Here is a 25,402-nt window from a genome sequence, read left to right as displayed (position 1 = left end):
GTCTTGACAGCGCGCGACTGTTTCTTGACCCTGAGCGACATGTCCCTCATCCGCGGCACGGCGCTCCAGGGATACGCGGAGCTGGTCGGCGAACTGGGCGGCGAGCTCGACCCGCTGCTCGACCTGGCCCGCCTCCCCGCGGCCGCGATCGGCGACCACGACACCTTCGTCAGCTACCGCAGCGTCGTGACGGCTCTGGAGGCAGCGGCGAGCGCGACCGGCGCCGACGACTTCGGCCGGCGACTGGCCATGCGCCAGGGACTGGAGATCCTCGGCCCGCTCGGGGTCGCGGCGAGGACGGCCGGCACGGCGGGCGCGGCCCTGCACGCCATCGAGCAATACCTCGCGGTCTACAGCCCGGCCATCGCGATCACCGTCACCGCGCTGCCGCGCACCCGGCTCGTCGAGCTCGACTGGCGCATCGTCGTACGACGCCCGCCACCGCACCGGCAGGCCGCGGAGCTCGCTCTCGGCGTGACGCTGCGCGTCCTGCGGCTGCTCGCGGGGGCCGACTTCGCGCCCCGCTCGGTCCGGCTGCGCCACCGGCCGCTCGGCGACCCGGCGGCGTACCGCGACTACTTCGGGGGGCCGGTGGAGTTCGCGGCCGACTCCTACGGGTTCCGGTTCCCGGCCGAGGTGCTCCAGCGGCCGCTCGCCGACGACGGCGACGTGCACGCGCTGGCCCAGCAGTACCTCAGCCGGATCGCCGTCCCCTCGGCGTCGGCGACCGCCGACGCGGTCGCCGAGCTGATCCGGCACATGCTGCCGACCGGCGGCCTCGACCTCGACCTCGTCGCCCGCCAGCTCGCGCTGCACCGGCGCACCCTCCAGCGCCAGCTCGCCGAGCAGGGCACCTCCTTCGCCGCGCTCGTCGACCAGGTCCGCCGCGACGAGGCGGAGCGGTACCTCCGGGAGACCGACATGCCGCTGGGCCAGCTCGCCGGGGTGCTCGGCCTGAGCGAGCAGAGCACGCTCTCCCGGGCGAGCCGCCGCTGGTTCGGCGCCCCACCGAAGGAGGTCCGGCGGGCCGCCCGGTCCGTGTCGCAGCAGGTCAAGAACCAGGCGCGCGAGGTCAAGACCTGATCGGGCCAGGCGACGGTGCCGCAGGACGCGATGGAGCGCTACCGCCAGGGCTTCGCCCGGCACAACGGCTACCTGATCACGCCGACCGGCACCTACGGCACCGACCACCGGTTGCGCGCGGTCGTCACCCAGGTCGGGCTGGGAGCGCTCCAGCCCGAGCAGGCGATGTACCCGCTGGCGCTGCTCGACCGCGCCGGTCAGCCGCTCACCGGCGCGCGGCGGTACGTCGTGCGCATCCCCGCCGGAGCGCTGCCGCCGCTGACCGCCACCGGATTCTGGTCCCTGACGCTGTACGACGGCGACGGCTTCGTCGTCCCGAACGAGATCGACCGCTACGCCATCAACGACCGCACCGACCTGCACCGCAACCCGGACGGCTCGATCGAGCTGTACCTCCAGGCGACCCGGCCCACCGATCCGAACCAGGCACGCAACTGGCTGCCCACGCCGACGGGCGGCTTCCGACTGCTGTGGCGGATGTACGGCACCCTGCCCGCCGCCATCCCCGGCATCCTCGACGGGACCGGCTGGCAGGTCCCGGCGATCCTCCCGGCCGCGGCGGGGTAACCCGGCGCACCGAGACGACGCGCTCGGTCAGGCGACGTCGTACGTCGCCCGGCCGAGCCGCGGGTGGGCGGAGCCCTTCAGGAGCACGTCGGCCACCAGGTCGACGTCGTCGATCATCGGGACGTGCCCGCACCGTGGGAGGGTGATGTGCTCGGCGCCGGGGAGGGCGCGACGGGCGCGCGTGGCCTGGTAGGGCAACAGCACCAGGTCGCGAGTGCCCCACGCGACGGTGACGGGGATGGCCGGGTCGATCGGCCGGTCGAACGGGAAGCCGCCGTCGATGATCGTCTCCAGCGCGGGCCGCGCGTGGACGAGGCCGCGCAGGTCGCCGAGGGCGGCGTCGGGGCTCAGCTTGTGTCCCTTGGTCATCAGCAGGCCGAAGGCGGCGGCGCGCCCCGCGGCGGTGCCGAGGATCGCCGGCGCCACCGGCTGCGCGAGGGTGGCCGCGCCGGTCAGCACCATGAAGACCGCGCGGATGTAGGCGAAGTCGATGCGGTTGCGCCAGAAGCCGGCGGGCGCCAGCGTGGTCGCGCTGCTGACGAGGTCGTCGGCCGCGGCCTCCAGCGCGATCCGGCCGCCGAGGGAGTTGCCCGCGATGTGCGGACGGTCGAGCCCCTGCTCGGCGAAGAAGTCCTCGAGGATGTCGCGCAGGATGTCGCGCACCGGCCGCCCGTCGGGCACCAGCGCGGGCGACTCGCCGTGGCCCGGCAGGTCGATCAGCACGACCTCGCGCTCCTGCGCCAGTCGGTCGAGGACCGGGTACCACGCCTGTCGGCGGTGCCCGATCCCGTGGACCAGGACGAGCGGCTCCCCCGAGCCGATCCGTTCGTGGGCAAGCATCGCGACCTCGCTTCCACGCACCGACGCTGGTGCGGTAGATAGGTGCAACCGTGAGTTGCAGATACCGAGGGTATGGGACGTGCTAGCTGTTGGCAAGCACCCGGTCCGGGCTCTCCGCCTCGGGACCCGGACGTCGTCCTCCGGGCCCGGAGGTCAGTCCCGCAGCACCTTGTCCATCGCCTTGCCGCGGGCGAGCTCGTCCACGAGCTTGTCGAGGTAGCGGATCTTGCGCATCAGCGGATCCTCGATCTCCTCCACCCGGACGCCGCACACGACGCCGGTGATCCGGCCGGCCGCCGGGTTGAGCCGCGCCTGGTCGAAGAACTCCTCGAACGTCGTACCGGCGTCGAGGTGAGCCTGCAGGGCAGCGGCGTCGACGCCGGTCAGCCAGGCGATCACCGCGTCGAGCTCCTCCTTGGTGCGCCCCTTCCGCTCGACCTTGGTGACGTAGTGGGGGTAGACCGATGCGAGACTGGTCGAGAAGATGCGGTGCACGGTCCTCACCCTAGACCGGGCGCACGGCGAGTCCAGATGAAGAAGAGGTGCCTCCAGCGTGGTCGTCGAACCCGTCCGGCCACGCACCAGTCCCGCCCTCATCGTCGCGATGCTGTCGTGCTGCGGCATCGTCGTCTCGCTCCAGCAGACCCTGCTCCTGCCCCTCCTGGCCGATCTCCCCCGCCTGCTCGACACCTCGGCCGACAGCGCCTCGTGGCTGGTGACGGCGACGCTGCTCAGCGGCGCGGTGGCGACGCCGACGATCTCGCGGCTCGCCGACATGTACGGCAAGCGCCGGATGATGGTCGTCGCGCTCGGCGTCGCGGTCGTCGGCTCCCTGCTCGGCGCGGTGAGCCAGGCGCTCCCGCTCCTCATCGCCGCCCGCGCGCTCCAGGGTGTCGGCGTCGCGCTGATCCCCGTGGCGATCGCGATCATGCGCGACGAGCTGCCGCGCGACCGGGTGCCGCTCGGCGTGGCCCTGATGAGCGCGACGCTCGCGATCGGCGCCGGCGTGGGCCTGCCGCTGTCCGGCCTGATCGTCGAGCACATGGACTGGCACGCGTCCTTCTGGCTGACCGGCATCGTGGGCATCGTCCTGATCGCCGGCACCCTCGGCCTCCTGCCGGAGTCGCCGGTGCGCACGAGCGGCGCCTTCGACCTCCGCGGCGCGCTGGTCCTCTCGGTCGCGCTGAGCGCGATCCTGCTCGCGCTGTCCAAGGGTGGTCAGTGGGGCTGGGCCGCGCCGCGGACCGTGGGCTGCGTCGCCGGCGGCATCGCGCTCCTCGCGGTGTGGATCCCGCTCGAGCTGCGCACGCCGCGCCCCCTCGTCGACGTCCGGGTCGCGGCCCGGCGCGCGGTGGTGCTGGTCAACGTGGCGTCGGTGTTCGCGGGCTTCTCGATGTTCGCCAACATGCTGGTGACCACCCAGCTGCTCCAGATGCCGGAGGAGACCGGGTACGGCCAGGGCCTCGATGTCCTCCACACCGGCCTCTGGATGGTCCCGAACGCCGCGGCGTTCGGCCTGATGGCCCCGGCCTCGGCGTGGCTGATCCGGCGCTTCGGGCCGCAGGTGACGCTGGTCGCGGGCGCGTTGATGATGGGAACGACCTACCTGTGGCGGGTCTTCTACAACGCCGATCTCGCCCAGATCGTCACCGGATCCGTGGTCGTCGGCATCGGCACCGCGATGGTGTACGGCGCCCTGCCCACCCTGATCATGCGCGCGGTGCCGGTCACCGAGACCGCCTCCGCCAACGGTCTCAACGTGCTGCTCCGCTCGCTCGGCACGTCCACGATCAGTGCCGCCACGGCCGCGATCACCACCGCCTCGGTGGCGAGTGTCGGCGGGCGGGAGCTGCCGACGCTCGACGCCCTCGAGCTCGTCTTCTGGCTGGCGGCCGGCGCGGGCCTGGCGACCGCGGCCGTCGGCGTGCCGATGCTCGGCATGGCGGAGTACGCCGAGGAGGCGGACCGCTCCGGCGCCGAGAACACCAGCCGCGCCCAGATCGTCCGCGGTCAGGTCCTCAGCCTCAAGGGCCACCCGATCCGGCACGCGGTGGTCACCGTGCTGACGCCGGACGGCAAGGCGGTCGACTGGGGCCAGGCCGACGCCGAGGGCCGATTCACCGCCGCTGTCCCGCAGCCCGCGGACTACCTCGTCGTGACCGCCGCCGACGGCTGGCGCCCCCGCTCGCGGATGATGGCCCTCGACAGCGCCGCCCCGATCCCGCCGATCGTGCTGCACGAGCGACTCACCCTCCGCGGCACGATCCGCAGCGCCGACTCCCGGCCGGTGGTCGACGCCCTGGTGGTCATCACCCGCGGCACCGGCGAGCTGGTCGCGACGGTGCGCACCGACCACGAGGGACGCTACGAGGTCCCCCGACCGGCCAACGGGCGCTACGTCCTCACCGTCGCCGGACCGCAGGAAGCCCTCGGCGCGCGCACGCTCACCGTGTGGGAGGAGGCGCGCGACTTCGACCTCGTGCTCGGCACGCCGCTCGCCGACCTGACCGACCGCCCGGACCGCGCCGACCGCGCCGACCGCGCCGACCGCCCCGACCTGCCGGACCGCGATCGCTCGGGGGTCGGCGAGCCGACGTAACGCGGGTCACATCCGGGTCGTTGCGCCGAGCAGTACCGCGCCCAGGAGGCCCCGTGACCGACCCGTCCCTTCCCGTCCGCGGCCCGCGTGGCCTCTCCCGCCGCTCGCTCATGGCGGGCGCGCTCGGCGGTGGCGCCGTCCTGGCCCTCGCCTCGTGGCCCGAGGCGGTGGCCGCGTCCGCTCCCTTCGTGCACGGCGTCGCGTCCGGCGACCCGCTGCCGGACGGCGTCGTCCTGTGGACCCGGGTCACGCCGTCCGTCGAGGCCGCTCCCGGCTCGGGCGTCGGGCCCGATGTCGCCGTGGCGTGGGAGGTGGCCAGCGATCCGGGCTTCGCCCACGTCGTGCGGCAGGGCACCGCGACCGCCTCGGCCGCGCGGGACCACACCCTGCACGTCGACGTCGGCGGCCTGACCCCCGCGACGGCGTACTGGTACCGGTTCACGGCGCTCGGCGCCACCTCCCGCACCGGGCGCACCCGCACCGCTCCCGCCCCCGGTTCGACGGCGCCGGTGCGCTTCGGCGTGGTGTCGTGCGCCAACTACGACTGGGGCTACTTCCAGCCCTACGCCTTCCTCGCGACCCGCACCGACCTGCACGCGATCCTGCATCTCGGCGACTACGTCTACGAGTACGCGCCCGGCGGCGTGATCGCCGGCTATCCGGCGAACCCACGCAACGCCGACCCGCTCCACGAGTGCACGACCCTGGCGGACTACCGGGTGCGCCACGGCTGCTACAAGCTGGAGCAGAACCTCCAGGACCTGCACGCCGCGCACCCGATGGTCGCGGTCTGGGACGACCACGAGATCGCCAACGACACCTGGCGCGACGGTGCCGAGAACCACGACCCGGCCGCCGAGGGCGACTGGGCGACCCGGGCCACCGCGGGCCGGCGGGCGTTCCTGGAGTGGCTGCCGATCAGGCACACCGACCCCGACGACTGGCAGCGGATCAACCGGCGGCTGGCCTTCGGCAGCCAGGTCGACCTGTGGATGCTCGACGAGCGGCGGTTCCGGACCCGGCCGCCGAGGAGCATGCTGCTGGGGTACGTCGCGCTCGGCGCCGCCTCGGGCGACCCCGACGGCTCGATGATCGGCGACGACCAGGAGCACTGGCTGGTGCAGGGCCTGGCGGCGAGCACCGCGCGATGGAAGGTCCTCGGCAACCAGGTGCCTTTCTTCCCGCAGGTGCTGCTCCCCCAGCTCCCCGGCCAGATCACCGACCTGCTCGGCCCGCGGCTGTCCCAGCAGCTCGAGAAGCCGCTGCTCCAGCTCTACGTCGAGGACTGGAACGGCTTCCTCGCCCAGCGCCAGCGGATCGTCGACGGCATGGCCGGCATCGACGACATCGTGATCCTCACCGGCGACGTCCACCAGAGCTTCGCCAGCGAGATCCCCGCCCGCCCCAACCGCTACCTGCTCGACCGCAGGTCGGTCGCGGTCGAGTACGTCACCCCGGGTGTCGCCTCGCCGTCGCTGCAGACCATGGTCAACCAGGTGGCACCCGGCGTCGGCAACCTCCTCGACGTCGTCTTGAACACCAACGCCGCGCTCGCCAACCCGTGGATCCGCTGGTCGGAGGGCTTCCGGACCGGCTGCCTGATCGTCGACTTCGCCGGCGCCCGCGTGCAGGCCGACTGGTACCTCGTCGACAAGGGCACCGATCCGCACAGCCCGATCCGCCATGTCGCCTCGCGCCAGACGAAGGCAGGCACCCGGCGGATCACCGCCGCGACCCAGCCGCTCGGCTGAGGACGCCAACGCGGACCCAACCAGCCCGGGCCTAGGGTCGCGCCATGAGCGACAGCGACGTCTCCTCGGCCCGTCAGCACACCCTCGGCGACCTCCCGCGCCGGACCGCCCAGCGCGTCCCCGACAAGCTCGCGATCGTCGACGGCGACCAGCGGCTGACCTTCGCCGAGCTGGAGGCCTACGTCGAGCGCACCGCCGCCGCGATCGCCGCGGCCGGCCTGGGCAAGGGCGACCGGCTCGCGCTGCTGTCGCACAACTGCTGGCAGTTCGCGGTCCTGGACTTCGCCGCCGCCCGCGCGGGCGTGGTGCTGGTGCCGGTCAACTTCATGCTCGGCGCCGACGAGATCGCCTTCATCCTCGACCACAGCGGCGCGGCCGGGTTCGTCGCCGAGGACGCGCTGGTGCCGACCGCCGACGCGGCACTGGCCGCGGCGGCCGACCCGCAGGTCCGGGCGCGCCGGGTCATCCGGCTCTCCGACTCCCCGGCGGTGGCGGACGGGTGGGAGGACCTCACCGGATGGCTGGAGTACGACGGCCCACCGGTCGTCGTCCCCCTGGACGACGACGACCCGGTCCGGATGATGTTCACCTCCGGCACGGAGTCGCGGCCCAAGGGTGCCCTGCTGAGCAGCAGGTCCCTGCTGTGGCAGTACGTCTCGTGTGCCCTCGACGGGTCGATGAGCGCCGACGACGTCGAGCTCCACACGCTGCCGCTCTACCACTGCGCGCAGCTGGACTGCTTCCTCGGCACCGACGTCTATCTCGGAGCGACGAGCATCATCCTGCCTGGTCCCGACCCGGCCACGGTCCTGCGCACCATCGCCGAGCACCGCGTCACGAAGTTCTTCGCGCCACCGACCGTGTGGATCGGGCTGCTGCGCCACCCCGACTTCGACACCACCGACCTGTCCAGCCTGCGCAAGGGCTACTACGGCGCCTCGCCCATGCCGGTCGAGGTCCTGCGCGAGCTCCGGGAGCGCCTGCCCGGCGTCGCGCTGTGGAACTTCTACGGCCAGACCGAGATGGCTCCCCTGGCCACGATCCTGGGTCCCGACGAGCAGCTCCCGTACGCCGGGTCCGCGGGCCGGCCGTCGATCAACGTCGAGACGCGCATCGTCGACGACCACGGCCAGCCGGTGCCCGCGGGCACCGTCGGCGAGATCGTCCACCGCAGCCCGCACGCGACGCTCGGCTACTACCGCGACGCCGCCAAGACCGCGGAGGCGTTCCGGGGCGGCTGGTTCCACTCCGGCGATCTGGGCTACCTCGACGACACGGGCCATCTCTACGTGGTGGACCGCAAGAAGGACATGATCAAGACCGGCGGCGAGAACGTCGCGAGCCGCGAGGTCGAGGAGGCCGTCTACACGCATCCGGACGTGGCCGAGGTCGCCGTCTTCGGCGTCAGCCACCCGCGCTGGGTGGAGGCGGTGGCGGCGGTCGTCGTCCCCCGAGCGGGCGCGGCGCTTACCCCCGAGGACGTGCTCGCCCACGCACGGACCAAGCTGGCGGGCTACAAGGCGCCGAAGTACGTCGTGGTCGCCGAGGCGCTGCCGAAGAACCCGAGCGGGAAGATCCTCAAGCGGCAGCTGCGTGAGGCGCACGCGGACCTGGCGGCCGCCGAGGAGGGCTGAGGGAGCCGCTCCACCGGCCACGCCTCCGCCCGATCGGGGGCGGGAGCGGCCATCATGTCCTCATCATGATGCGCATGGAGGACCTGTGATGAGCACGACGGCCGGGGCACCGACCCGACGCAGCACCCGCAAGGACAAGCTCGCCAACAACGTGGCGCAGTCGGTCCTCCGCGACATCAAGCGACGCGGCCTGGGGGCGGGCGACCAGCTGCCCAAGGAGGCCGACATGCTGGCGGAGTACAGCGTCGGCCGGGGCACCTTGCGCGAGGCGCTGCGGGTGCTCGAGACCTGCGGCCTGATCGCCCTCAAGCCCGGCCCGGGGGGCGGGCCGGTCGTGCAGAGCGTGCACCCCGAGGACTTCGGCCGGGTCGCCTCCCTCTTCTTCCAGTTCGCCGAGGTGACCTATCGCGAGGTGAACGAGGCGCGCCTGATCCTCGAGCCGATGGCGGCCCGACTCGCCGCGGAGCGACAGAAGGGCACCGACGCGGCCCGCGAGCTCGTCGACCTCGCGGCGGCCGGGCCGGACGCCCCCGACACCGAGACCTACCTCCACATCACCGCCGACTTCCACGCCTCGGTCATCGCCATGGGCGAGAACACCCTCGTCAGCCTGGTGTGCCAGTCGCTCGCGGAGATCTTCCGCGACCGGGTGCGCTCGGTGCTGTTCCCGAAGACCCGGCAGCACGACGTCCACGCGGCCCACGTCGACATCGCCGAGGCGATCCTGGCCGGCGACGGCGCGCGCGCCGAGAGCCTGATGACGACGCACATGACCGCGTACGTCAAGTACGTCGCCAAGCAGCATCCCGCCCTGCTCGACGAGGTCGTCGTCTGGCAGAACCGCGGCTGAGCCTGCACTCACCGTGGGCACGGCTCGACCGAGACGACGTCCACGTCTTCCTGAGCTCGCCGGTGGGAGGTCATCCCATGACGTTGCCCGCCGTCCGGGCAGGATCTCTCAGGCGGGAGTAGTCGCCCAGGTCGACTGACACGCCGGTTCTCGGGAGCTTGTGTTCGACGGGGCTCTGGTCGTGGTCGATCCCGGCCTCGGTGGCCGTGACGATCGCGTGGAGGAACTCGCCGACCACAGGAGCGTTCTTGAACTGGTTGCCGCTCGTGCCGATCGCGACGAAGTAGCCGCCGAGGCTGGTCTTGTCATAGATCGGCACCCAGTCGCTGCTGACGTCGTAGACGCCGACGACCCCCCGCGGCGCGGAGGGGACCACGAGCTCGGGCAGGCGGCGGGCGGCGCGATAGGCCTGAGCCTCGTAGACCTCGTGGCTCGGAGTGGTCTTGAACTCGTCCGGGTCCTCGAGCCACTGCAGGGGATCGCACGCCGGCTCCGCCCCGCCCACCAACACGTTGCCGGCAGGGGTGCGCCGGAAATAGGTACCGAGGTCCAGGTCGGCGACGAGTGGATAGTCATGGCCATCGCCGGGGAGTTCGTGGACCTCCTGACGAAGGGGACGGGTGCGGATCCGGAACTCCTCGGTGACACCGGCCATGTCGTTGATCACCGTCGAATGCGGCCCGGCGACATTGATCAGCACGTCACACGAGTACCGTTCCGCGGCAGTCCGCACACCCACGGCACGCTGACCACGCTTCTCGATCGCCACCACCGGGCTGCCGAACTCGAACTGGGCACCGTGCCGCCGCGCGGCCACCATGAGGTTGTGGGCAGCGAACGACGGGTCATCGACGAATCCGGAGTCGGGCGTCCAGATTCCGCCGAGCTCGCCGTCAGCGGGTGACCAGAACTCGTCACTCGCGACCGGCTTCGGAGGGAAGTACCGGGCGGGGTCGAGTCCCGGGATGCGGTCTCGGATGTCACCTGCCGTCCACCGCTCGAAGGGGATGCCGACCTGCTCGAACAGACGACACGTCGTTGCCGCGTCGATCTCGGGGGTGTCCAGAACCAGTCCGCCGGTCAGGTGGAACCGAGCAAGGGCGCCGTCATCAGTACCACCGAGGTGGTCCTCCCACATCGACCAAGCCTGTCTGGACTCCCAGGCGGCCGCCACCCCGGTGTGCGTCGAGTAGTTGAAGCGGACCACCGCCGACGACGCGCTCGTGGATCCCATTCCAGGGCCTTTGGCTCGATCGATGACGAGAACCTCGCGGCCGGCCCTGGCGAAGGAGTAGGCGATCGAACAGCCGATCACGCCCGCACCGATGACGATGACGTCCCGCCCCGTGCTCATGGTTGCAGCTTCTTTACGGTCACACCCGTCACGCTAGACAGGCGCACCGGCGTGACGGGACCGACGACTGTTCAGACTCTTCGCCCTCTGTCACGACAGCAGCCGAGTCGGCGGCGAGCAACGATCTTCCTAGCGCAGCCCGATCAGCTGGGAGACCTTGAGCCCGATGTGGAGAGCCAACCGGTCGTCTCCTTTGGACAGGTCGACGTCGGCCAGCTTCGCGATCCGCTCGAGGCGGTAATAGACGCTGGCGCGATGGATACACAACTGCGCTGCGGTCTGCTTCACGTTCCCCGCATTGTCGAGGAAGGCCTCCAGGGTGCTGACCAGCGAGTCGTCGGCCGAGGCGGCGTCGTGCTCGATCAGACTCAGCACACCGGGGTGGATGCTGCGGCTCAGCCTGTCCTGCGGCAGCTCGGCGAGGAGGCCGTAGACGCCGAGGCCCGAGTACCGCACGATCGACCCGAGGATCCTCACCACTCCGGCGACCTCGGCGGCTCGCTTCGCCTCCAAGAACGATGCGTGGGCATCCAGGAGCCCGCTGCGCTCGCCGCCGATCCCCACCTGCCACTCTCCGGCCGCCCGGCCGCTCTCGACACAGACCTCCCGATGGATGGTCTCCGCAACCGCGTCCACCTCTCGCCTGGCACCAGTCCGGATCATCACCAAGATGCCATGGTCGGGCCGCGTCAGCTGGATGGCCGTGCGTGGAGGCAGTCGCTGGCGACCACGCAGCAAGCCGACCGTCACCGCCAGTCGGTCTCGTTCACTGAGCGGCTCGCCGTCCTGGTGCCGCACGGAGACGACGAGCACCACCACGGGACCGATCACCACGAGTTCCTCGTCGATGAGACGGTCCGAGGCCTCACCACGCAGTCGGGGCTCCTGCGAGAGCAGGTCACGCACCAGCTCCCGCTCACGACCCCGGCTCAACTCGCCGAGGAACTGCTCACGATGGAGAACCTGCGCGGCCGCGCGGGCAGCCTGTTCGACCGCCTCGGCCTCCTGCGTGCTCACGGGCCCGTCCGACGCGAGGAGCCAGAGGAATCCGAGCAACGCGTCGTCATGCCGGATCGGCAGCCCGATGCGCTCGACCGACAAGCCATGGTCGGGCAGCGGCGGAACGGTGAAGAACTCCTCGGCCTCGAGCGCTCCAGCACTGTGGACATGGCGCACCAGGGCTTGAGGAACGGCGCGCCGCATCACCGATTCTGTGCGTGCGTCATCGACATCGGCCCGGTGCGACGTGTAGGCCAGGAGCCTGATGTTCCGATCATCGATCGCCACCGAACGGCGAAGCCGACGGCCCAGGCTGTCGACAATCTGCTGGAGCTCGGAGTCCACCCGAGCACCGTACTCTCACCGATGCCTCGGACCGGGCCGCTTTCCACTCCTGCCGACAACACCGCCCGAGCCGACCGAACCGCCTGAGCCGGTTCGACAGTTGTAGAGGCAGGGGCCGGGAGGCTGCGTCAGGTGTGCCTGGCGGCCGTGCCCGCCTCTCCCTACGGTCGGGACCATGCCACATGCCCTGAACTACGATGCCTGCCGCGAACTGGTCGAAGAGTGGCTTCATCGCACTGAGTCGCCCGCCTACGGCCATGTCAGCAGGCTCGGCTCCGTTCGGGTCAGCCCGGACGGAGCGACCGTCGCGGGCATCGGAACGATCCTGACGGGCATCGCCGAGCCCGCCCGCTCGGCGCTGTGCCTCGTCGACGTGTCCCGCGGCGACCTGACGTTGGTGGACCTCGAGCCGCAATCCGTCGCATGGGCGGGTCACGTCGTGGCCGTGGGTTCCGGCACCTCGGTCGTGATCTGCGACGAGAAGGGCCGGCAAGCCCATCGAGTGCAACTGCCCGGGCGGGTCGAGAACGTCGCGGGCGCGCGGTCGGGCCGGCACGTCCTCGCCGTCGTCGCACCCGCGCAGGACGATCACTACGACCTCTCCCCCGCCACCGGCTGCGCCGACACCGCCCCGCTGGCCTTCCTCGGCAACGCTCAGAGACCACGTGAACTGGTCGTCATCGACACGGTCACCGGGCAGCATCGGACGCTGGACGGCCAGGGCCGGAACATCTGGGAGGCCAGCTGGATCGACGACGACAGCGTGGTCGCGGTGATCTCCGACCGTCCCGGGGAGGGGGCGTGGTACGACGCGTACCTCGCCGTGATCGACACCGACAACGGCACCATCCAGACGAGGTACCGGCCTGTCGACCGACGGCAGCTCTCCTGCCCCGTCAGCGTCGACGGCCACCTCCTGGTCATCGAGAGCATCAGCAGTGACCGGGGAGTGGTTGCCGGCGACGTGATCCGCGTGGACCCGTGGGGGGAGAGTGTTCGACTCGACACCGAGAACGTCGACGTCTCATGCCTGAGCAGCGCAGGCGATGCGGTGGGCTATGTTGGTTTGCGCGGACTGACCACGGTCGCGGGCACGATCGACGCCGCCACCGGCAGGTGCAGGCCCCTCTGGTCCGGCTCGGAGACGCTCACGGGGTGGACACCGGAAGGCAGCGTCGACGTCGACGGTCGGATCTACGGGATCGCGGAGTCCTTCCACCGATACCCCCGGCTGGTGCGGATCCACGCCGACCGGGTGCACACCGTCCACGACCTGAGCCATCCCGGAGCGGAGGCCCACCTCGCCGCCGGACAACGGCTGCGGAGCCTCTCCTGGCCGGCTCCGGACGGACTGACGATCGAAGGGCTCCTCGTCCTCCCTGCAGGGCAGGGCCCGTTCCCTCTCCTGCTCAACGTCCATGGTGGGCCGGTCTCGGCCTGGCGCAACCGCTGGGGGATGGCGCACGGAACGCGCCACCCGTACGCCGGCTTGCTGGCCGAGCTCGGCGTCGCGAGCCTTCACGTGAACCCTCGCGGCAGCCTCGGCCGCGGTCAGGACTTCATCGACCGTGTGCGTGGCGACATGGTGGGGCTCGACGTCGAGGACCTCATGAGCGGCGTCGATCGCCTCATCGAGGAAGCCCTGGTCGACGGCACGCGCATGGCGGTCACCGGCAACAGCTACGGCGGTCTGATGTCTGCCTGGCTGGCTGCCAGGTCCACGAGGTTCGCCGCGGCGATCCCGACCTCGCCGGTGGTCGACTGCGTCAGCCAGCACTACACATCGAACATCCCCGAGTTCGACGAGCTCTTCCTTCAGGACGCTGTCGCCCACCCCGGCGGCGAGTACTGGAGTCGTAGCCCACTGACCCACATCGACGGCGCGACGACACCGACGCTGTTGACGGCCGGGCTGCTCGACAAGACCACGCCACCGGATCAGGCCGTGATGTTCCACCAAGCACTCCGCCGGAAGGGCGTGCCCACCGAGCTCGTCCTGTATCCACGACAGGGACACGGCGTCTCCGGGTTCCCGGACTCCACGGACTTCCTGGCGCACCTCCTCAAGTGGCTGTCCCGTTATATCGGCCTGCAGCCCGCGCGTGGTCGAACACCGAGCCAGCGGCGAGAAGCCACGTCCGCCGAGAACGCACTGTCGTAATCCACGACTCCGGATTGCGACAAATGCACGGCGCGAGAGCCCCACGGGGCGTGGTCTGCTGACTTCGCCGCGGGCCACGCGAACGAGAGGAGGCTCACTCCTGGTCCGGCCGCGGCATCAGATCCCGTTGCCGGCGGCAGGTCCTCTCGAGCGGCCTGGGCCGGGCATGCGGGACGCATCATCGCCCAGCCCGATCTGCTCCCGCCGAGCGCGAGGAGCGCACCTCGAGGAGGAACAAGGTGGAACCGAGAACTCGTCGTAGGCGGCGATGCCGCCAGGTTGTTCGCGGGGCGGCATCGGTGAGTGCAGCCGCAGTCATCGTCGCCGGCCTGCCCGTCGCGGGAAGCCAGGCCGGGGAGCCACGCCCCGCGAAGCCGAAGACCGTCGTGCCCGACACTGCCGCGCTCGCCGGGGCACTCGCCGACCAACAGCTCGAGTGGTCCGCGTGCGCTTTCGACGCCAGCGCGGACTGCACGACGGTGGTGGTGCCGCGTGACTGGCATGACCCGGACAACGGCCTCACCTGGAGCATCGCGGTCTCTCAGCTCAGCACCGTCGACATCGATGACCCCGCATATCGGGGAACGATCTTCGGCAACCCCGGCGGGCCGACCGTCCCTGGACTCGACATGAGCACGGTCCTTGCCGCGCGAAGTCCCCAGTTGCGGGGAAGCCACAACTTCGTCGGCTTCGACCCTCGCGGAGTGGGCCAGAGCAGCGCCGTGCCCTGCACCTACACCTACGATCCGGCCGACGGCCCCCACGCCGCGGCCCAGGCGAGGGGCGAGACCTGCTCCCAGGACCCCGACGTACGGACCATCACCACCGAGCAGACCGCCTACGACATGGACTTCATCCGGCATCTGCTCGGGGTACCCAAGCTCGACTACATCGGCTACTCGTACGGCACCTGGCTCGGGGATTGGTACGCACGGGTGTTCGGACCCGCCCATGGCGGCAAGTTCCTGCTCGACTCCGCGATCGACGCCACCAGGTCGACCCTCGAGGACAACTGGACCGTGCTTCAGCCGATCGCGTTCCAGCGTCAGTTCGAGGCGCGCATCATCCCTTGGATCGCTCGTCACGACGACACCTACGGTCTCGGCACGGACGCCGACGCGATCCTGCAGCGCTACGAAGACGCGGTCGCCGAGATCGGGTTGATCGCGTCCGGAGTGCAGTGGACGTTGTCCAACGCCTCTGGCTTCCTGGCGTTCTATGTCAACGCCTACTACCCCCATGCGGCCGCGAGCGTGCGGTCGGTGATCGAGATGGCCGAATCGGACCACCTGGCGGGACTGCACGGGGTCGAGCGGGCTCGGGCCTCCTTGATGCACCTTGCCAGCACCACGACCGTGCCCGAGCAACGCCGCCGCAGCGTGTCCACAGCACGCCTTCTGCCGAAGAAGGTCGACGGAGGGACACCCACGGGTCTCGTCACCGAGACCAACACCCTCGTCTACGACTACATCCTGTGCAACGACGGTCAGTGGACCCAAGGTCTCCGGTACTGGCAGAACCACGAGCGAAAGATGACAGCGAAGGCCCCGTTCCTCGCCGCCATCGGCGCGCTGGGCGCGCCAGCCTGTGGGTGGTGGGAGACCGACGTGCGGAAGCCAGCCGCGCCGCGGGACTATCCCGAGACCGTCGTGGTGCAGAGTGAACTCGACTCCGCCACACCCTGGGAGGGCGGGTACCGAGCTGGCACGCGGCTTCCCAACACGTCGTTGATCGCCGTGGACAACGAGGGAAGCCATGCGCTCTTTCCCTACGGCGTGCCGAAGCTCGACGATGCCGTCCTGTCGTTCTTCACGACGAGCAGGCGTCCCCGGAGCATCACCATCGTGCAAGGACGTCCGCTCCCCCACGAGGACGTCACCTACGAGCACTGGGCCCCACTCAAGCCCAATGCCAGGCACGGCAGGCCCGTCACTCCGCCCCTGCCGGTGGCCTCGGACAGAAGGAGGAAGCTCCCGGTGACGCCGTGGACGAATGACCGGCACATCGCTGCCGTGGCCGAGTCCCAGGCCGACGCGTGGTTCAGCGGCACTCTCGGTCGTCGTCTCGGCCCTGCCGCGTTGCGAGCGCTGGGCCTGGGGGACTGACCGGCAACCAACTCCGCTCGTCGAGAAAGAGGCCAGGGCGGCCCCGGTGGGGCCGCCCTGGCCTCTGGCGTGCACAAGGGCGTTCAGCACGCAGACCGACGTCGCGTCACTGCCGTCACTGCCGGCGGTGGATCACCGGCAGCACGACGTGCGAGGCGAGCTGTGGCTGGTGATAGATCCGCTGGACGGCCGTGTGCGGCTCGCTCTCCTGGAACGGGTTCTCCGCCCCGCCGTTCATGTTGCGGTCGTACTGGGTGAACCATGAGCTGGCCACCTCGACCCGGATCCTGTGCCCGGGGAGGAAGCGCACGCCGACCGCATCCATCGTGAACTCGAACGTCGTCGGCTCGCCCGGCGTGAGCAAGGTCGGCTCCTCGAACGAATCACGGAAGCGGGCACGCAGCGCCCCGTGACACAGGAAACGGGCGCTGCCGTCGGGATGGACGTCCACGAGGCGTACATGCCAGTCGGTATCAGGCGCCGACGAGCTCGCCACCAGGTGACACCGCACCCAACCGACCACGTCGAGCGGCTCGGCGAGAGGCTCGGTCGTGTAACACAGCACTCCCTCACGCGTCGTGGAGGCACGGTCGTCGACCGGGCCCTCCTCGAGCTGCCACGCCACGCGGACGGGGTCGGAGGGATCGTAGGCGTACTCATCGGCCGGCTCGGCCGACGACGGCGGCTCCGTCGACAGCCATCCGTCTCCGTTGAGCGTGTTGGCCCGGCCGCCCGAGTGGAGGTAGTACGCAATCTCCTCCGTGTCCGGCAGCGGCCAGTCCTCTTCTGCCCACCATTCGTTCGCGCCGACGACGAACACGTGCACGGGCAACTCGTCGTCGATCGAGTTCTCGACGCCTTTCAGGTAGCGATCGAAGAACCTGATGATGTAGCCGTCCAGGTCCACCACGGCGTCCTCGCCGAAGTCGACCCCCGACAGCACGCGCGTCTGGTTGATGTGGTGCGGCCACGGACCGATGACGAGCTTCTGCCCCGCCCGGATCTCCTCCGTGGCGGCGTCACGTCGCATGGCCTCGAAGTTGAGCGGCGCACCCGGGAAGTTCATGTCCCACCATCCGGTGACGTTCAAGGCGGCTACCTTCATCGACCGGTAGTGGTCGTACTCTCCGCGCTTCCAGAAGTCGTCGAGCGTGGGATGCTCCAACATCTCCCGCCACCACGAGTTGTTCACCCCGGCCCGCGACCCCAGAGAGGAGACGGGAAGCGCTTCGAAGTAGTCTCGCTGCGCACTGAACAGCTCCTTCGCGAAGCTGGTGTCGTGCCACGACCGATGGCCCATGCCGACCATCCACTCCCCCATGCACATCCTCAGGGTGCCATTGAAGATCGGCTCGTTGCGCCACAGCGAGCTCGGCGGGGATACCAGGGGGACGATGGCCTTCAGATGAGGCGGGACTCGCGATGCGGCCTGCCACTGGACCTGCCCGTTGTAGGACCCACCCAACATCCCGACATTGCCGTCGCACCAGTCCTGCTGTGCGATCCACTCGATGGTGTCGAACCCGTCGTCGTGCTCGTTGACGTAGGGGAAGAACTCACCGTCCGAGTTGAACCGACCACGGCAATCGCTGAAGGCGACGATGTAGCCCGCCTGGGCCAGTCGCCGACATTGCGCCATGCTCGCTGTTCGCATCATCGTCTTGTCGTAGGGAGTGCGGGTGAGGATCACCGGCAGCGGGTCCGTGATGTCCGGGCGGACCAGATCGAGGGCAAGCTCGACTCCATCGCGCATGGGCACCCGGTAGTTCTGCTCGACGACGGGCTCGCCGACAGGGTCTGAGTCCCTGCGCGACGCAGGTCGCCTGCCCACGGGGAACTCCGCCGCCGAGCCGGTCACGAACAGCTCCGAAGGACGTGGGGTGACGTCGATGTGCGCATAGCGAAGAGGTTCCTTCCAGCCATATTCCCAAGAGCGAGATGGAGCGGGGACGGGTCAGACCGCGTCACCGGCCGCCCAGCCATGCCGGCTCTCCTGTCGGCACAGCGGCCAGCAGGCTCCGCGTGTGGTCGTGCTGCGCGTTGTCCAGCACCTCGGCCGTGGTCCCCGCCTCGACCACCTTGCCGCGATAGAGAACCACCAGGTCGTCGGTCACCTTGCGGGCGACGGCGAGGTCGTGGGTGATGAACAGCAGCGTCACGCCTCGTGCCTGCACGGCTTCGAGCACGTCCAGCACTTGAGCCCGCACGGATACATCGAGCGCGGACAGCGCCTCGTCGCAGATCAACAGACGCGGCTTCATCGCCAGGGAACGTGCGATCGCCACCCGCTGCCGCTGGCCTCCGGACAGCGCGACCGGCCGACGCCCTGCGAACGCGGCCGGCAGGCCGACCTGATCGAGGAGCTCGCGGACCTCCTGTTCCTCCTCCTCGCGACTCAGCACACCTGTCTCACGGTGCCTGATCGCCTCCGTCAGGATGAAGGAGATCGAGTGGGCCGGGTTCAGCGTCGAGTAGGGGTCCTGGAACACGCATTGCACGGCTCCCCGAGCCTGTCGCAGCTCGGCCTTGGCCAGCGAGCCGTAGTGGCCGAGCTCCAGGCCGTCGAGGCGGATGGAGCCCGATGTGGGGGTCTCCAGCCCGAGGATGCAGCGAGCCAGTGTCGACTTCCCGGAGCCGGACTCTCCGACCAGCCCCAGACTGCGCCCTTCGGTGACCGTGATGCTCACGTCCGCCAGCGCCGAGGCACCCTGGGCAGCGGCCCTGCGCAGGCGGCGCGGCCGAGGGAAGTCCTTGCTGAGGTTCCTGACTTCGAGCAGCGGTGGCGCGTCGACGGACCGAGCGGCCGGCTCGCGACGTGCGTCGCTGAACGAGAGGTCCGCTGCCAGGAGCCTCGCGGTGTACGGATCCCGGGCCGAGGACCGCAGGGTGGCCGGATCGGCCACCTCGACGATCCTTCCCGCCTTCATCACCATGATCCGCTCACAGAGCGAGAAGGCGACGGCGAGATCGTGGGTGATCAGCAGCAACCCCATCTCCCGGTCGCGCTGGACGCGGCGCAGCAGCCGCAGCACCTCGCGTTGGGTCGTGGTGTCCAGGGCCGTCGTCGGCTCGTCGGCGATCAGGAGCTCGGGGTCCTTGGCGAGCGCGGTCGCGAGGGCGATGCGCTGACGCATTCCGCCGGAGAGCTCGAACGGGTACTTGTCGGGCACCGCCGGGTCGACGACGCCCACCTCCTCGAGACGACGGGCGATGTCGGCGTCCAGGGCCGACCGATCCAGGCTCGCCCCCTCCGTCGTCGAGCGCAGGGTCTCCGCAAGGTGCGTCCCCGCCGTCGTGAGCGGGTTCAGCATGGTGAAGGGGTCCTGCATCAGCAGCCCCAGATGCCGGCCCCGCAGACTCATCATCTGTCGCTCGCCGTGTGCCGACACCTCGTTGCCATCGAAGCGAACTCGCCCACGCGCAGCGAGCCCACGCGGCAGCAGTGCCATGAGCGCGCGGGCGGTCAAGGACTTTCCACTGCCGGACTCACCGACGAGCGCGACGCTCTCGCCCCGCTCGACATGGAATCCGATGCCGTCGACGAGGCGCCGGCCGGAACCGACCTGGGTGACGGTCAGTCCTTCGACATCAAGGAGTCGGTCCGCTCGCTGCCTCGGGTCGACGTCGGGCATGCTCTGTGCACTCTCAATCATTGGAGGTTCGCGCCTTCTCGAATCGCTCGTAGAGCCAGTCCCCGAGCACCGTCACCGCGGTCGCCGTGATCATCAGCATCAGCGCCGGTGCCAGCACCGCCCACGGGTTCAGCTCCAGGAGACCGCGATTCTCCGCGAGCATGCGACCCCAGTCGGCCGAACCCGGCGGCACACCGAGGCCGAGGAACGACAGCGCGGACAACGCGACCAGCGCGCCGACGAACTCCAGCAGGAAGCTCGTGACCACCGTGGGGAGGACATTGGGTGCCACATGGACGAAGATCAGCCGACGATTGCTGACTCCCACGGTCCGCGCCGCTTCGACGTACGGCAGACCGCGTTGGGCGAGCACGGCCGCCCGCAGGATCCGTGTCGTTCCGGGCGTCGCCAGGAGGACGAGCACACCGACCGCAGCCCAGTAGCCGCCGCTGAACAGTCCGATCAGGACGATGATGACCAGGAGAGCCGGCATGGCGTAGACGAGGTCCACGATGCGCATGATCACGGCCTCGAGCCGTCCGCCGTGGAAGCCGGCCAACAGGCCCAGCAGCAATCCGATGACCGTGACGCCGATCGCTGCGACGATCGGGCCGACCACGGCACTGCGCGTGCCCGTCAGGATCCGCGAGAAGATGTCTCGACCGAGATCATCGGTGCCCAGCCAGTGTTCGGACGAGGGCCCCGCGGCGGGTGACAGCAGGTTCTGGTGGCCGGGGTCTTGCGGCGCCAGCCAACCACCGAGCACCGCAAGGACCACGACGACGCCGGTCACCGCCACGCACACGGGCACCAGGACACCCCATCGGGCGCGCCGCGTCCCGAAGGCGGAGGCGTCGTGCTCCGGAGCCTCGGGCGGCATCATCCGAGCACGCCCTTGCGAACACGTGGGTCCAGCGCAAGATGGCCGAGGTCCGCCACGAGGTTGGCCGACAGCATGAACAGCGCGATCACCAATGCCAGCATCTGCACGACGAGCACATCCTTGGTCGACACGGACTCGATCATCAGCGTGCCTATCCCCGGGACGGCGAAGACCTGCTCGACCAACACGGTTCCCGTGAGGAAGTAGCCCACGATCAACCCGGCCGTGGTGACGACGGGCAGCGAACTGTTGCGCAAGGCGTACCGTCCCAGCACCACGCGACGTGGCAGACCCCGAGCGCGAGCGAAGGTCGTGAAGTCCTGGTGGTAGACCTTCAACGCGGAAGCCCTGGTCTGCCGCGCCAGGATCGCCATCGGTGCCAGCGCCAAGGCGACCGCGGGAAGCGTGAGATGCCAGGCACGATCCACGAGACCGCCCCCTGTGCCGTAGTTGGGGAACCAGTCGAGTGCCACTCCGAAGGCGTACAGCAACAGGAAGCCCACGACGAACGACGGAGCACTGACGCAGACGGTCGTCGCCACGGTGATCGCGCGATCGGTCAGGGTTCCCGACCGGATTCCCGCCACCAAGCCGGCGGGGATGCCGATGACCACAGCGATCAGAGCGGCGTAGGCCGCAAGGAACAACGTGACCGGCATCCGCTCGGACAACATGGTCGAGATGTCCTGGCCGGACCGGACCGACTCGCCCAGGTCCAGCCGGACCGCGCTCGACAGCCAGTGGACGTACTGCGATCCCACCGACTCGTCGAGGTGATAGCGCTCCCTGATCGCCGCCAGGGTCTCCGGCGAGCTCGGCCGCGTCCCCAACAGCACCTGCTCCGGGCTGCCCGGTGTCACATAGAGGATGCCGAACACCAGGATGGAGACGATCAGCAGGGTCAACGCGATCCCGGCGAGCCGGCCGCCCAGCCAGAGAGCGAGCCTCACTGCCTCACCTGGACACGATCGGCCCATTCGTCGAGCAGCGGCGTCCAGTAGCTGAAGTCCCCCGCATACTGCAGGTCCTTGCCCAGCGCGAGCGTCGAGTCGAGGAAGAAGAGCGGCACGTAGGGCACCTCTTCCGCTGCGATCTTCGCGATCTGATGCATCGCGTCGACCCGGGTGCCCGTGTCCGCGCTTCTCTCCTGCGCCAGCAGGTCCTCGAGCTCGGGGGAGGTGAAGTTCGCGACGTTGAACGCATTGGGGACCGCGTTCTCCTTGCCGAGCAGCAGGCGTGCGACTCCAGGATCGGGATAGTCGGCCGCGACGGCGAGGATCTGCGCGCCGAGGTCCTGGTGGGCGTAGATGTAGCCGATCCACTCGCTGGCGGGGACCTCCTTCGGAGTGAGCGTGATGCCCACCTCCTTGAGACTCGCGGCCATGACCTGCAGCGGCTTGCCGACGCTCGCCCGCCCCGAGGGATAGGTCACGGTGAAGGAGATTCCGTCCGGGTGCGCCGACTGCGCCAGCTCCGCCCGTGCCTTGTCCAGGTCGTACTCGTAGGTCCTCACGTCGTCGAACGTCGTGTCGAAGTCCTCCACGTCAGGTCCGAGGAAGCTCCACAGGGACGGATCGATGATCGACTGCGAGACCCTGCCGTGCCCGCCGAACACCGTCGCGACGATCGACTCACGGTCGATCGCATGAGCCACCGCTCGTCGGAGGTGCACGTCGTTCCACGGTGGGGCGGTGGTGTCCATCGACAGGACCGTCGAGATGGGGGCGTCCACGTACTGAACCGAGGTGTCGCTGAGCGTGTCCCAGTTGCGGGAGGAGGTCAGCGGAACGTTGAACGTGCCATCGACCTCGCCGCCGTCGACGGCCAGGTGGAGCGTGTCCGCGTCCGGGATGACGTCGAATCTGATCGCCTCCCAGGTCGGGGGCTCGCCCCAGTACTTCTCATTGCGGGTGACTTCAACGCCGTCGGCAGAGAACGTGGTCGCCTGGTAGGGCCCGGTCCCCATGGTGAGCGTCTTGCTGTCGCCGAGATCCTCGGCGTGCTCCTCGGCGAAGCTCTTCTTGACGGTGTGCGAGAAGAGAGCGACCAGGTACTTGAACTCGGGCACCGCCGTCTTCAGCGTGAACGTCACCTCCAGCTCGCCCGTCGCGGTGACCGATGCGATGTCCTTCACATAGGTCCCATACTCGGACGCCACGGCAGGGTCGCGATGGCGCTCGATCGAGAAGACGACGTCCTCGGCGGTGAGGGGCGATCCGTCCCAGAAGGTCACGTCGTCACGGAGCGTGTAGACGTAGGTCACCGCGTCGGTCTGGCGCCAGGACGACGCGAGCTTGGGTTCGAGTTGCCCTTGGGGGTCGACGACGACCAGCGGCTCCAGCAGCTCGTTGATCACGGTCACCGAGGTGCCGTCGAACGCGTGGGCGGTGTCGAGGCTGCGGGGTGCGCTCGTTATCGCCCACCGGAGCGTGGAGTCTCGGGAGGACGCGCCGCCCTCCGAGCCACATGCGGCGAGGCCGAGTCCGACGCCGAGAACGAGCACCATCAGGATGCGGCGGTACATCTCATCCCTCCTCGGGAGAGCTCTGGGCGGGCATATGACGCTCGAACCAGTCGACGACGCGCGTGCTGAAGTCGATGACGGCAGGAAATGCCCTGATCCCGTGGCCTTCTCCTGGGTACGAGACGCAGACCGAGGTCACACCGGCGCTCAGCAGGGCGTTGTGGAACTCCGTCGCCTGCGTCGGTGGCGTGCATCGGTCTTCGAGCCCGGTGATCTGAAGTACCGGAGCCCGGACTCCGTCGGCGAACATCACCGGACTCCGGTCGTGGTAGAGGCCACCGGCCGCGTGCGGGTCGGCGTTGAGGAAGATCTGGTCGAAGTACGGGATGTTGGACGTGTGGTGCTGGGAGTACCAGTTGGTGACCGGCGCGACGGGCACCGCTGCCGCGAACCGCGCCGGGTCCTGCGTGACGAGCCACGACGACATGAAGCCGCCGTAGCTGCCGCCGAAGACACCGACGCGCTCGGGATCGACCAGCCCACGATCGACCAGGTGGTCGATCCCGCTGAGGAAGTCGTGGGTATCCGCCCCGCCCATGTCCCCGAAGACCGCTTCGGCGAACTCCTGGCCACGGCCACCACTTCCCCGCGGGTTCGGATGAAGCACCGCGTACCCACGGCTCACGAGGAGCGGCGTGAGTGCGCCGCCGATGGCCCAGCTGTTGCGGTAGGCCCACACGGGGCCGCCATGGATGTTCACCAGGAGCGGGTGGGGACCCGGACCGTCGGGCGTGCAGAGGATGCCCTGGATCTCCCACCCGTCGCCGGCCAGCCACGTGACGGGCTCGGCGGACCCGGCGACCTCGACGCGGTGATCGGCTCCCCGATGGCGCAGACTCGCGACGACCTGCGTCTTCCCGTCACGCAGCCAGGCCAGCTCGGGATAGATGTCGTAGCTGTGGTGGACGACAGCCGCCGACCCGTCTTCGCGGAAGGACGCCGACGGGTATCTCGAGCCGATGGTCGTGTTGCTCGACCACAGTTCGGCCGTTTGTCCGCTTGCGGTGTCATGCACTCCGACGACCGAGTCCAATCCCCGTACGCCCGCGAAGGCGAGGCGGAGGTCGTCGAGCCACTGGAGGTGGGTGACATCCACTCCGAGCGTGTCCACCGAGGAGGGTCCGTCCTCGCCGAGGAGCACGACGTCGCCGGCGACCACCCACCGGTCGGAGCAGACAGCGCGGACCACGCCGACCCGGTCGCCCGATGGGCTCGCGGCGGGCCATCCCAGCTGACGGTCGGTGCTGTAGAGCTTCTCCAGATGCCCGGTGGACAGGTCGAGGCGCTGGAGATCAGCCGTGTACCAGGCACCCTCGTCGGGGGTGGGGCTGACGACGACGAGAAGGGCGTCCGGACCGCACCAGACCGCCTCCCACACGTTGATGCGCTCCGGCGACACCCGCTCGACGCTGGCCTGCTCGACGTCGTAGACCCAGGCGCTGCGCCACTGGTCGTCGGCTGCCCCCGCATCGACGTGCGGCAGCCAGTCCGCATCCGTCTCCGGAGCCGCCGCGCCCTGGGCGATGCCACCCGAGCCCTCGCCTCCGGACCTGTCGGCGCCCAGGCCGGCCACGCCGAGCAGGATCCGATCACCCCCCGGAGACCAGTGCAGGTACTCCACCGTGCCGTCGACAGGCGGCGTCTGCCACACCTGCCCGCTCGCCACGTCGAGGAGCTCCACCTGCTGCACGCCCGCAACGGCGCGGTCCGACGTGAAGGCGATCACTCGCCCGTCCGGGGAGAACCGGGGGCTTCTCTCGTCGGCGTCGTCGTCGGTGAGCAACCGCGCTCCGTCGGCGTCCGCGACGCACAGCCGGGTCCGCGTCCGCCCCTCGAGCGCCGTGAGCACCTCCCCGGCGAACGCGATCGCCTCCCCGTTCGGGGATGCCGACGGAGAGTCGGCATTGCTGATCTCACCGAATGCCGGAGCATGCACCGACGCGAAGAAGCGCTCGACTCGGGCGAAGTCCTCGGTGCCGCGAATGTCCTGGGCGGTCGGATCTGGAAGCGACATCCAGGGTTCCTTTCACTAGTTCGTGCGGGGTGACCCACGCAACAAACTCTCCAAGGCGGCA

General features: G+C 69.8%; 18 protein-coding genes. 8 read left to right on the top strand and 10 right to left on the bottom strand.

What is annotated here, in order from left to right; all coding sequences use genetic code 11:
* Nucleotides 1-39 precede the first annotated feature (39 nt).
* Nucleotides 40-1,083, top strand: coding sequence for an AraC family transcriptional regulator (locus ACPZVR_RS03090; protein WP_436698095.1), 1,044 nt, complete (start codon nt 40-42; stop codon nt 1,081-1,083).
* A gap of 30 nt (nt 1,084-1,113) precedes the next feature.
* Entirely contained in the window at nt 1,114-1,650 is a 537-nt protein-coding gene (locus ACPZVR_RS03085; RefSeq protein ID WP_436698094.1) for a DUF1214 domain-containing protein, read from the top strand.
* 27 nt (nt 1,651-1,677) lie between these two features.
* Here ACPZVR_RS03085 and ACPZVR_RS03080 read toward each other — a convergent pair whose 3' ends face one another.
* Both ACPZVR_RS03080 and ACPZVR_RS03075 read right to left on the bottom strand, forming a co-directional pair.
* Nucleotides 1,678-2,490, bottom strand: coding sequence for an alpha/beta fold hydrolase (locus tag ACPZVR_RS03080; RefSeq protein ID WP_436698093.1), 813 nt, complete (start codon nt 2,488-2,490; stop codon nt 1,678-1,680).
* 153 nt (nt 2,491-2,643) lie between these two features.
* A complete protein-coding gene (locus ACPZVR_RS03075) occupies nt 2,644-2,985 on the bottom strand; it encodes a DUF2200 domain-containing protein (RefSeq protein WP_436698092.1) in 342 nt (113 codons plus the stop codon).
* Between the two features lie 58 nt (nt 2,986-3,043).
* Here ACPZVR_RS03075 and ACPZVR_RS03070 point away from each other — a divergent pair, with 58 nt between their 5' ends.
* From ACPZVR_RS03070 to ACPZVR_RS03055, 4 genes are all read left to right on the top strand, one after another.
* On the top strand, nt 3,044-5,089 hold the full coding sequence (locus ACPZVR_RS03070; RefSeq protein ID WP_436698091.1) for an MFS transporter: 2,046 nt from the start codon (nt 3,044-3,046) through the stop codon (nt 5,087-5,089).
* A gap of 53 nt (nt 5,090-5,142) precedes the next feature.
* Nucleotides 5,143-6,840 carry an alkaline phosphatase D family protein gene (locus tag ACPZVR_RS03065; RefSeq protein WP_436698090.1) on the top strand — a complete coding sequence of 566 codons (1,698 nt, stop codon included), beginning with the start codon at nt 5,143-5,145 and terminating at the stop codon, nt 6,838-6,840.
* A gap of 44 nt (nt 6,841-6,884) precedes the next feature.
* A complete protein-coding gene (locus ACPZVR_RS03060; RefSeq protein ID WP_436698089.1) occupies nt 6,885-8,474 on the top strand; it encodes a fatty acyl-CoA synthetase in 1,590 nt (529 codons plus the stop codon).
* 88 nt (nt 8,475-8,562) lie between these two features.
* On the top strand, nt 8,563-9,324 hold the full coding sequence (locus ACPZVR_RS03055; protein ID WP_436698088.1) for a FadR/GntR family transcriptional regulator: 762 nt from the start codon (nt 8,563-8,565) through the stop codon (nt 9,322-9,324).
* A gap of 70 nt (nt 9,325-9,394) precedes the next feature.
* Here ACPZVR_RS03055 and ACPZVR_RS03050 read toward each other — a convergent pair whose 3' ends face one another.
* Both ACPZVR_RS03050 and ACPZVR_RS03045 read right to left on the bottom strand, forming a co-directional pair.
* Nucleotides 9,395-10,678: an NAD(P)/FAD-dependent oxidoreductase gene (locus tag ACPZVR_RS03050; RefSeq protein ID WP_436698087.1), complete on the bottom strand. Its 1,284-nt coding sequence runs from the start codon at nt 10,676-10,678 to the stop codon at nt 9,395-9,397.
* A 129-nt stretch (nt 10,679-10,807) separates the two neighbouring features.
* On the bottom strand, nt 10,808-12,022 hold the full coding sequence (locus ACPZVR_RS03045) for a PucR family transcriptional regulator (protein ID WP_436698086.1): 1,215 nt from the start codon (nt 12,020-12,022) through the stop codon (nt 10,808-10,810).
* Nucleotides 12,023-12,197: 175 nt separating this feature from the next.
* On the opposite strand from ACPZVR_RS03045, the gene ACPZVR_RS03040 reads away from it, so the two are divergent.
* Entirely contained in the window at nt 12,198-14,183 is a 1,986-nt protein-coding gene (locus ACPZVR_RS03040; protein WP_436698085.1) for an alpha/beta hydrolase family protein, read from the top strand.
* A gap of 299 nt (nt 14,184-14,482) precedes the next feature.
* A complete protein-coding gene (locus tag ACPZVR_RS03035; protein ID WP_436698084.1) occupies nt 14,483-16,288 on the top strand; it encodes an alpha/beta fold hydrolase in 1,806 nt (601 codons plus the stop codon).
* Between the two features lie 115 nt (nt 16,289-16,403).
* On the opposite strand, the gene ACPZVR_RS03030 is transcribed toward ACPZVR_RS03035, so the two are convergent.
* The 6 genes from ACPZVR_RS03030 to ACPZVR_RS03005 form a co-directional block, all read right to left on the bottom strand.
* On the bottom strand, nt 16,404-18,146 hold the full coding sequence (locus tag ACPZVR_RS03030) for a CocE/NonD family hydrolase (RefSeq protein WP_436698083.1): 1,743 nt from the start codon (nt 18,144-18,146) through the stop codon (nt 16,404-16,406).
* Between the two features lie 106 nt (nt 18,147-18,252).
* Nucleotides 18,253-19,920: a nickel ABC transporter ATP-binding protein NikE gene (nikE, locus tag ACPZVR_RS03025; RefSeq protein WP_436698082.1), complete on the bottom strand. Its 1,668-nt coding sequence runs from the start codon at nt 19,918-19,920 to the stop codon at nt 18,253-18,255.
* 13 nt (nt 19,921-19,933) lie between these two features.
* Nucleotides 19,934-20,803, bottom strand: a complete 870-nt coding sequence (locus ACPZVR_RS03020; protein WP_436698081.1) for an ABC transporter permease — start codon at nt 20,801-20,803, stop codon at nt 19,934-19,936.
* Nucleotides 20,800-21,753, bottom strand: coding sequence for an ABC transporter permease (locus tag ACPZVR_RS03015; RefSeq protein ID WP_436698080.1), 954 nt, complete (start codon nt 21,751-21,753; stop codon nt 20,800-20,802). Before ACPZVR_RS03015 ends, ACPZVR_RS03020 begins: the two co-directional genes overlap by 4 nt.
* Nucleotides 21,750-23,327 (bottom strand): ABC transporter substrate-binding protein, encoded by a 1,578-nt coding sequence (locus ACPZVR_RS03010; RefSeq protein ID WP_436698079.1) that lies wholly within the window; start codon nt 23,325-23,327, stop codon nt 21,750-21,752. Before ACPZVR_RS03010 ends, ACPZVR_RS03015 begins: the two co-directional genes overlap by 4 nt.
* Before the next feature lies 1 nt (nt 23,328).
* Nucleotides 23,329-25,341: a S9 family peptidase gene (locus ACPZVR_RS03005; protein WP_436698078.1), complete on the bottom strand. Its 2,013-nt coding sequence runs from the start codon at nt 25,339-25,341 to the stop codon at nt 23,329-23,331.
* Between the last annotated feature and the right edge of the window lie 61 nt (nt 25,342-25,402).

The sequence above is a fragment of the Nocardioides segetis genome (genome assembly GCF_051390595.1).
Taxonomy (GTDB): domain Bacteria; phylum Actinomycetota; class Actinomycetes; order Propionibacteriales; family Nocardioidaceae; genus Nocardioides.
The sequence above is the reverse complement of the archived record's forward strand: the minus strand, read 5'-3'. Positions and strand labels throughout refer to the sequence as shown.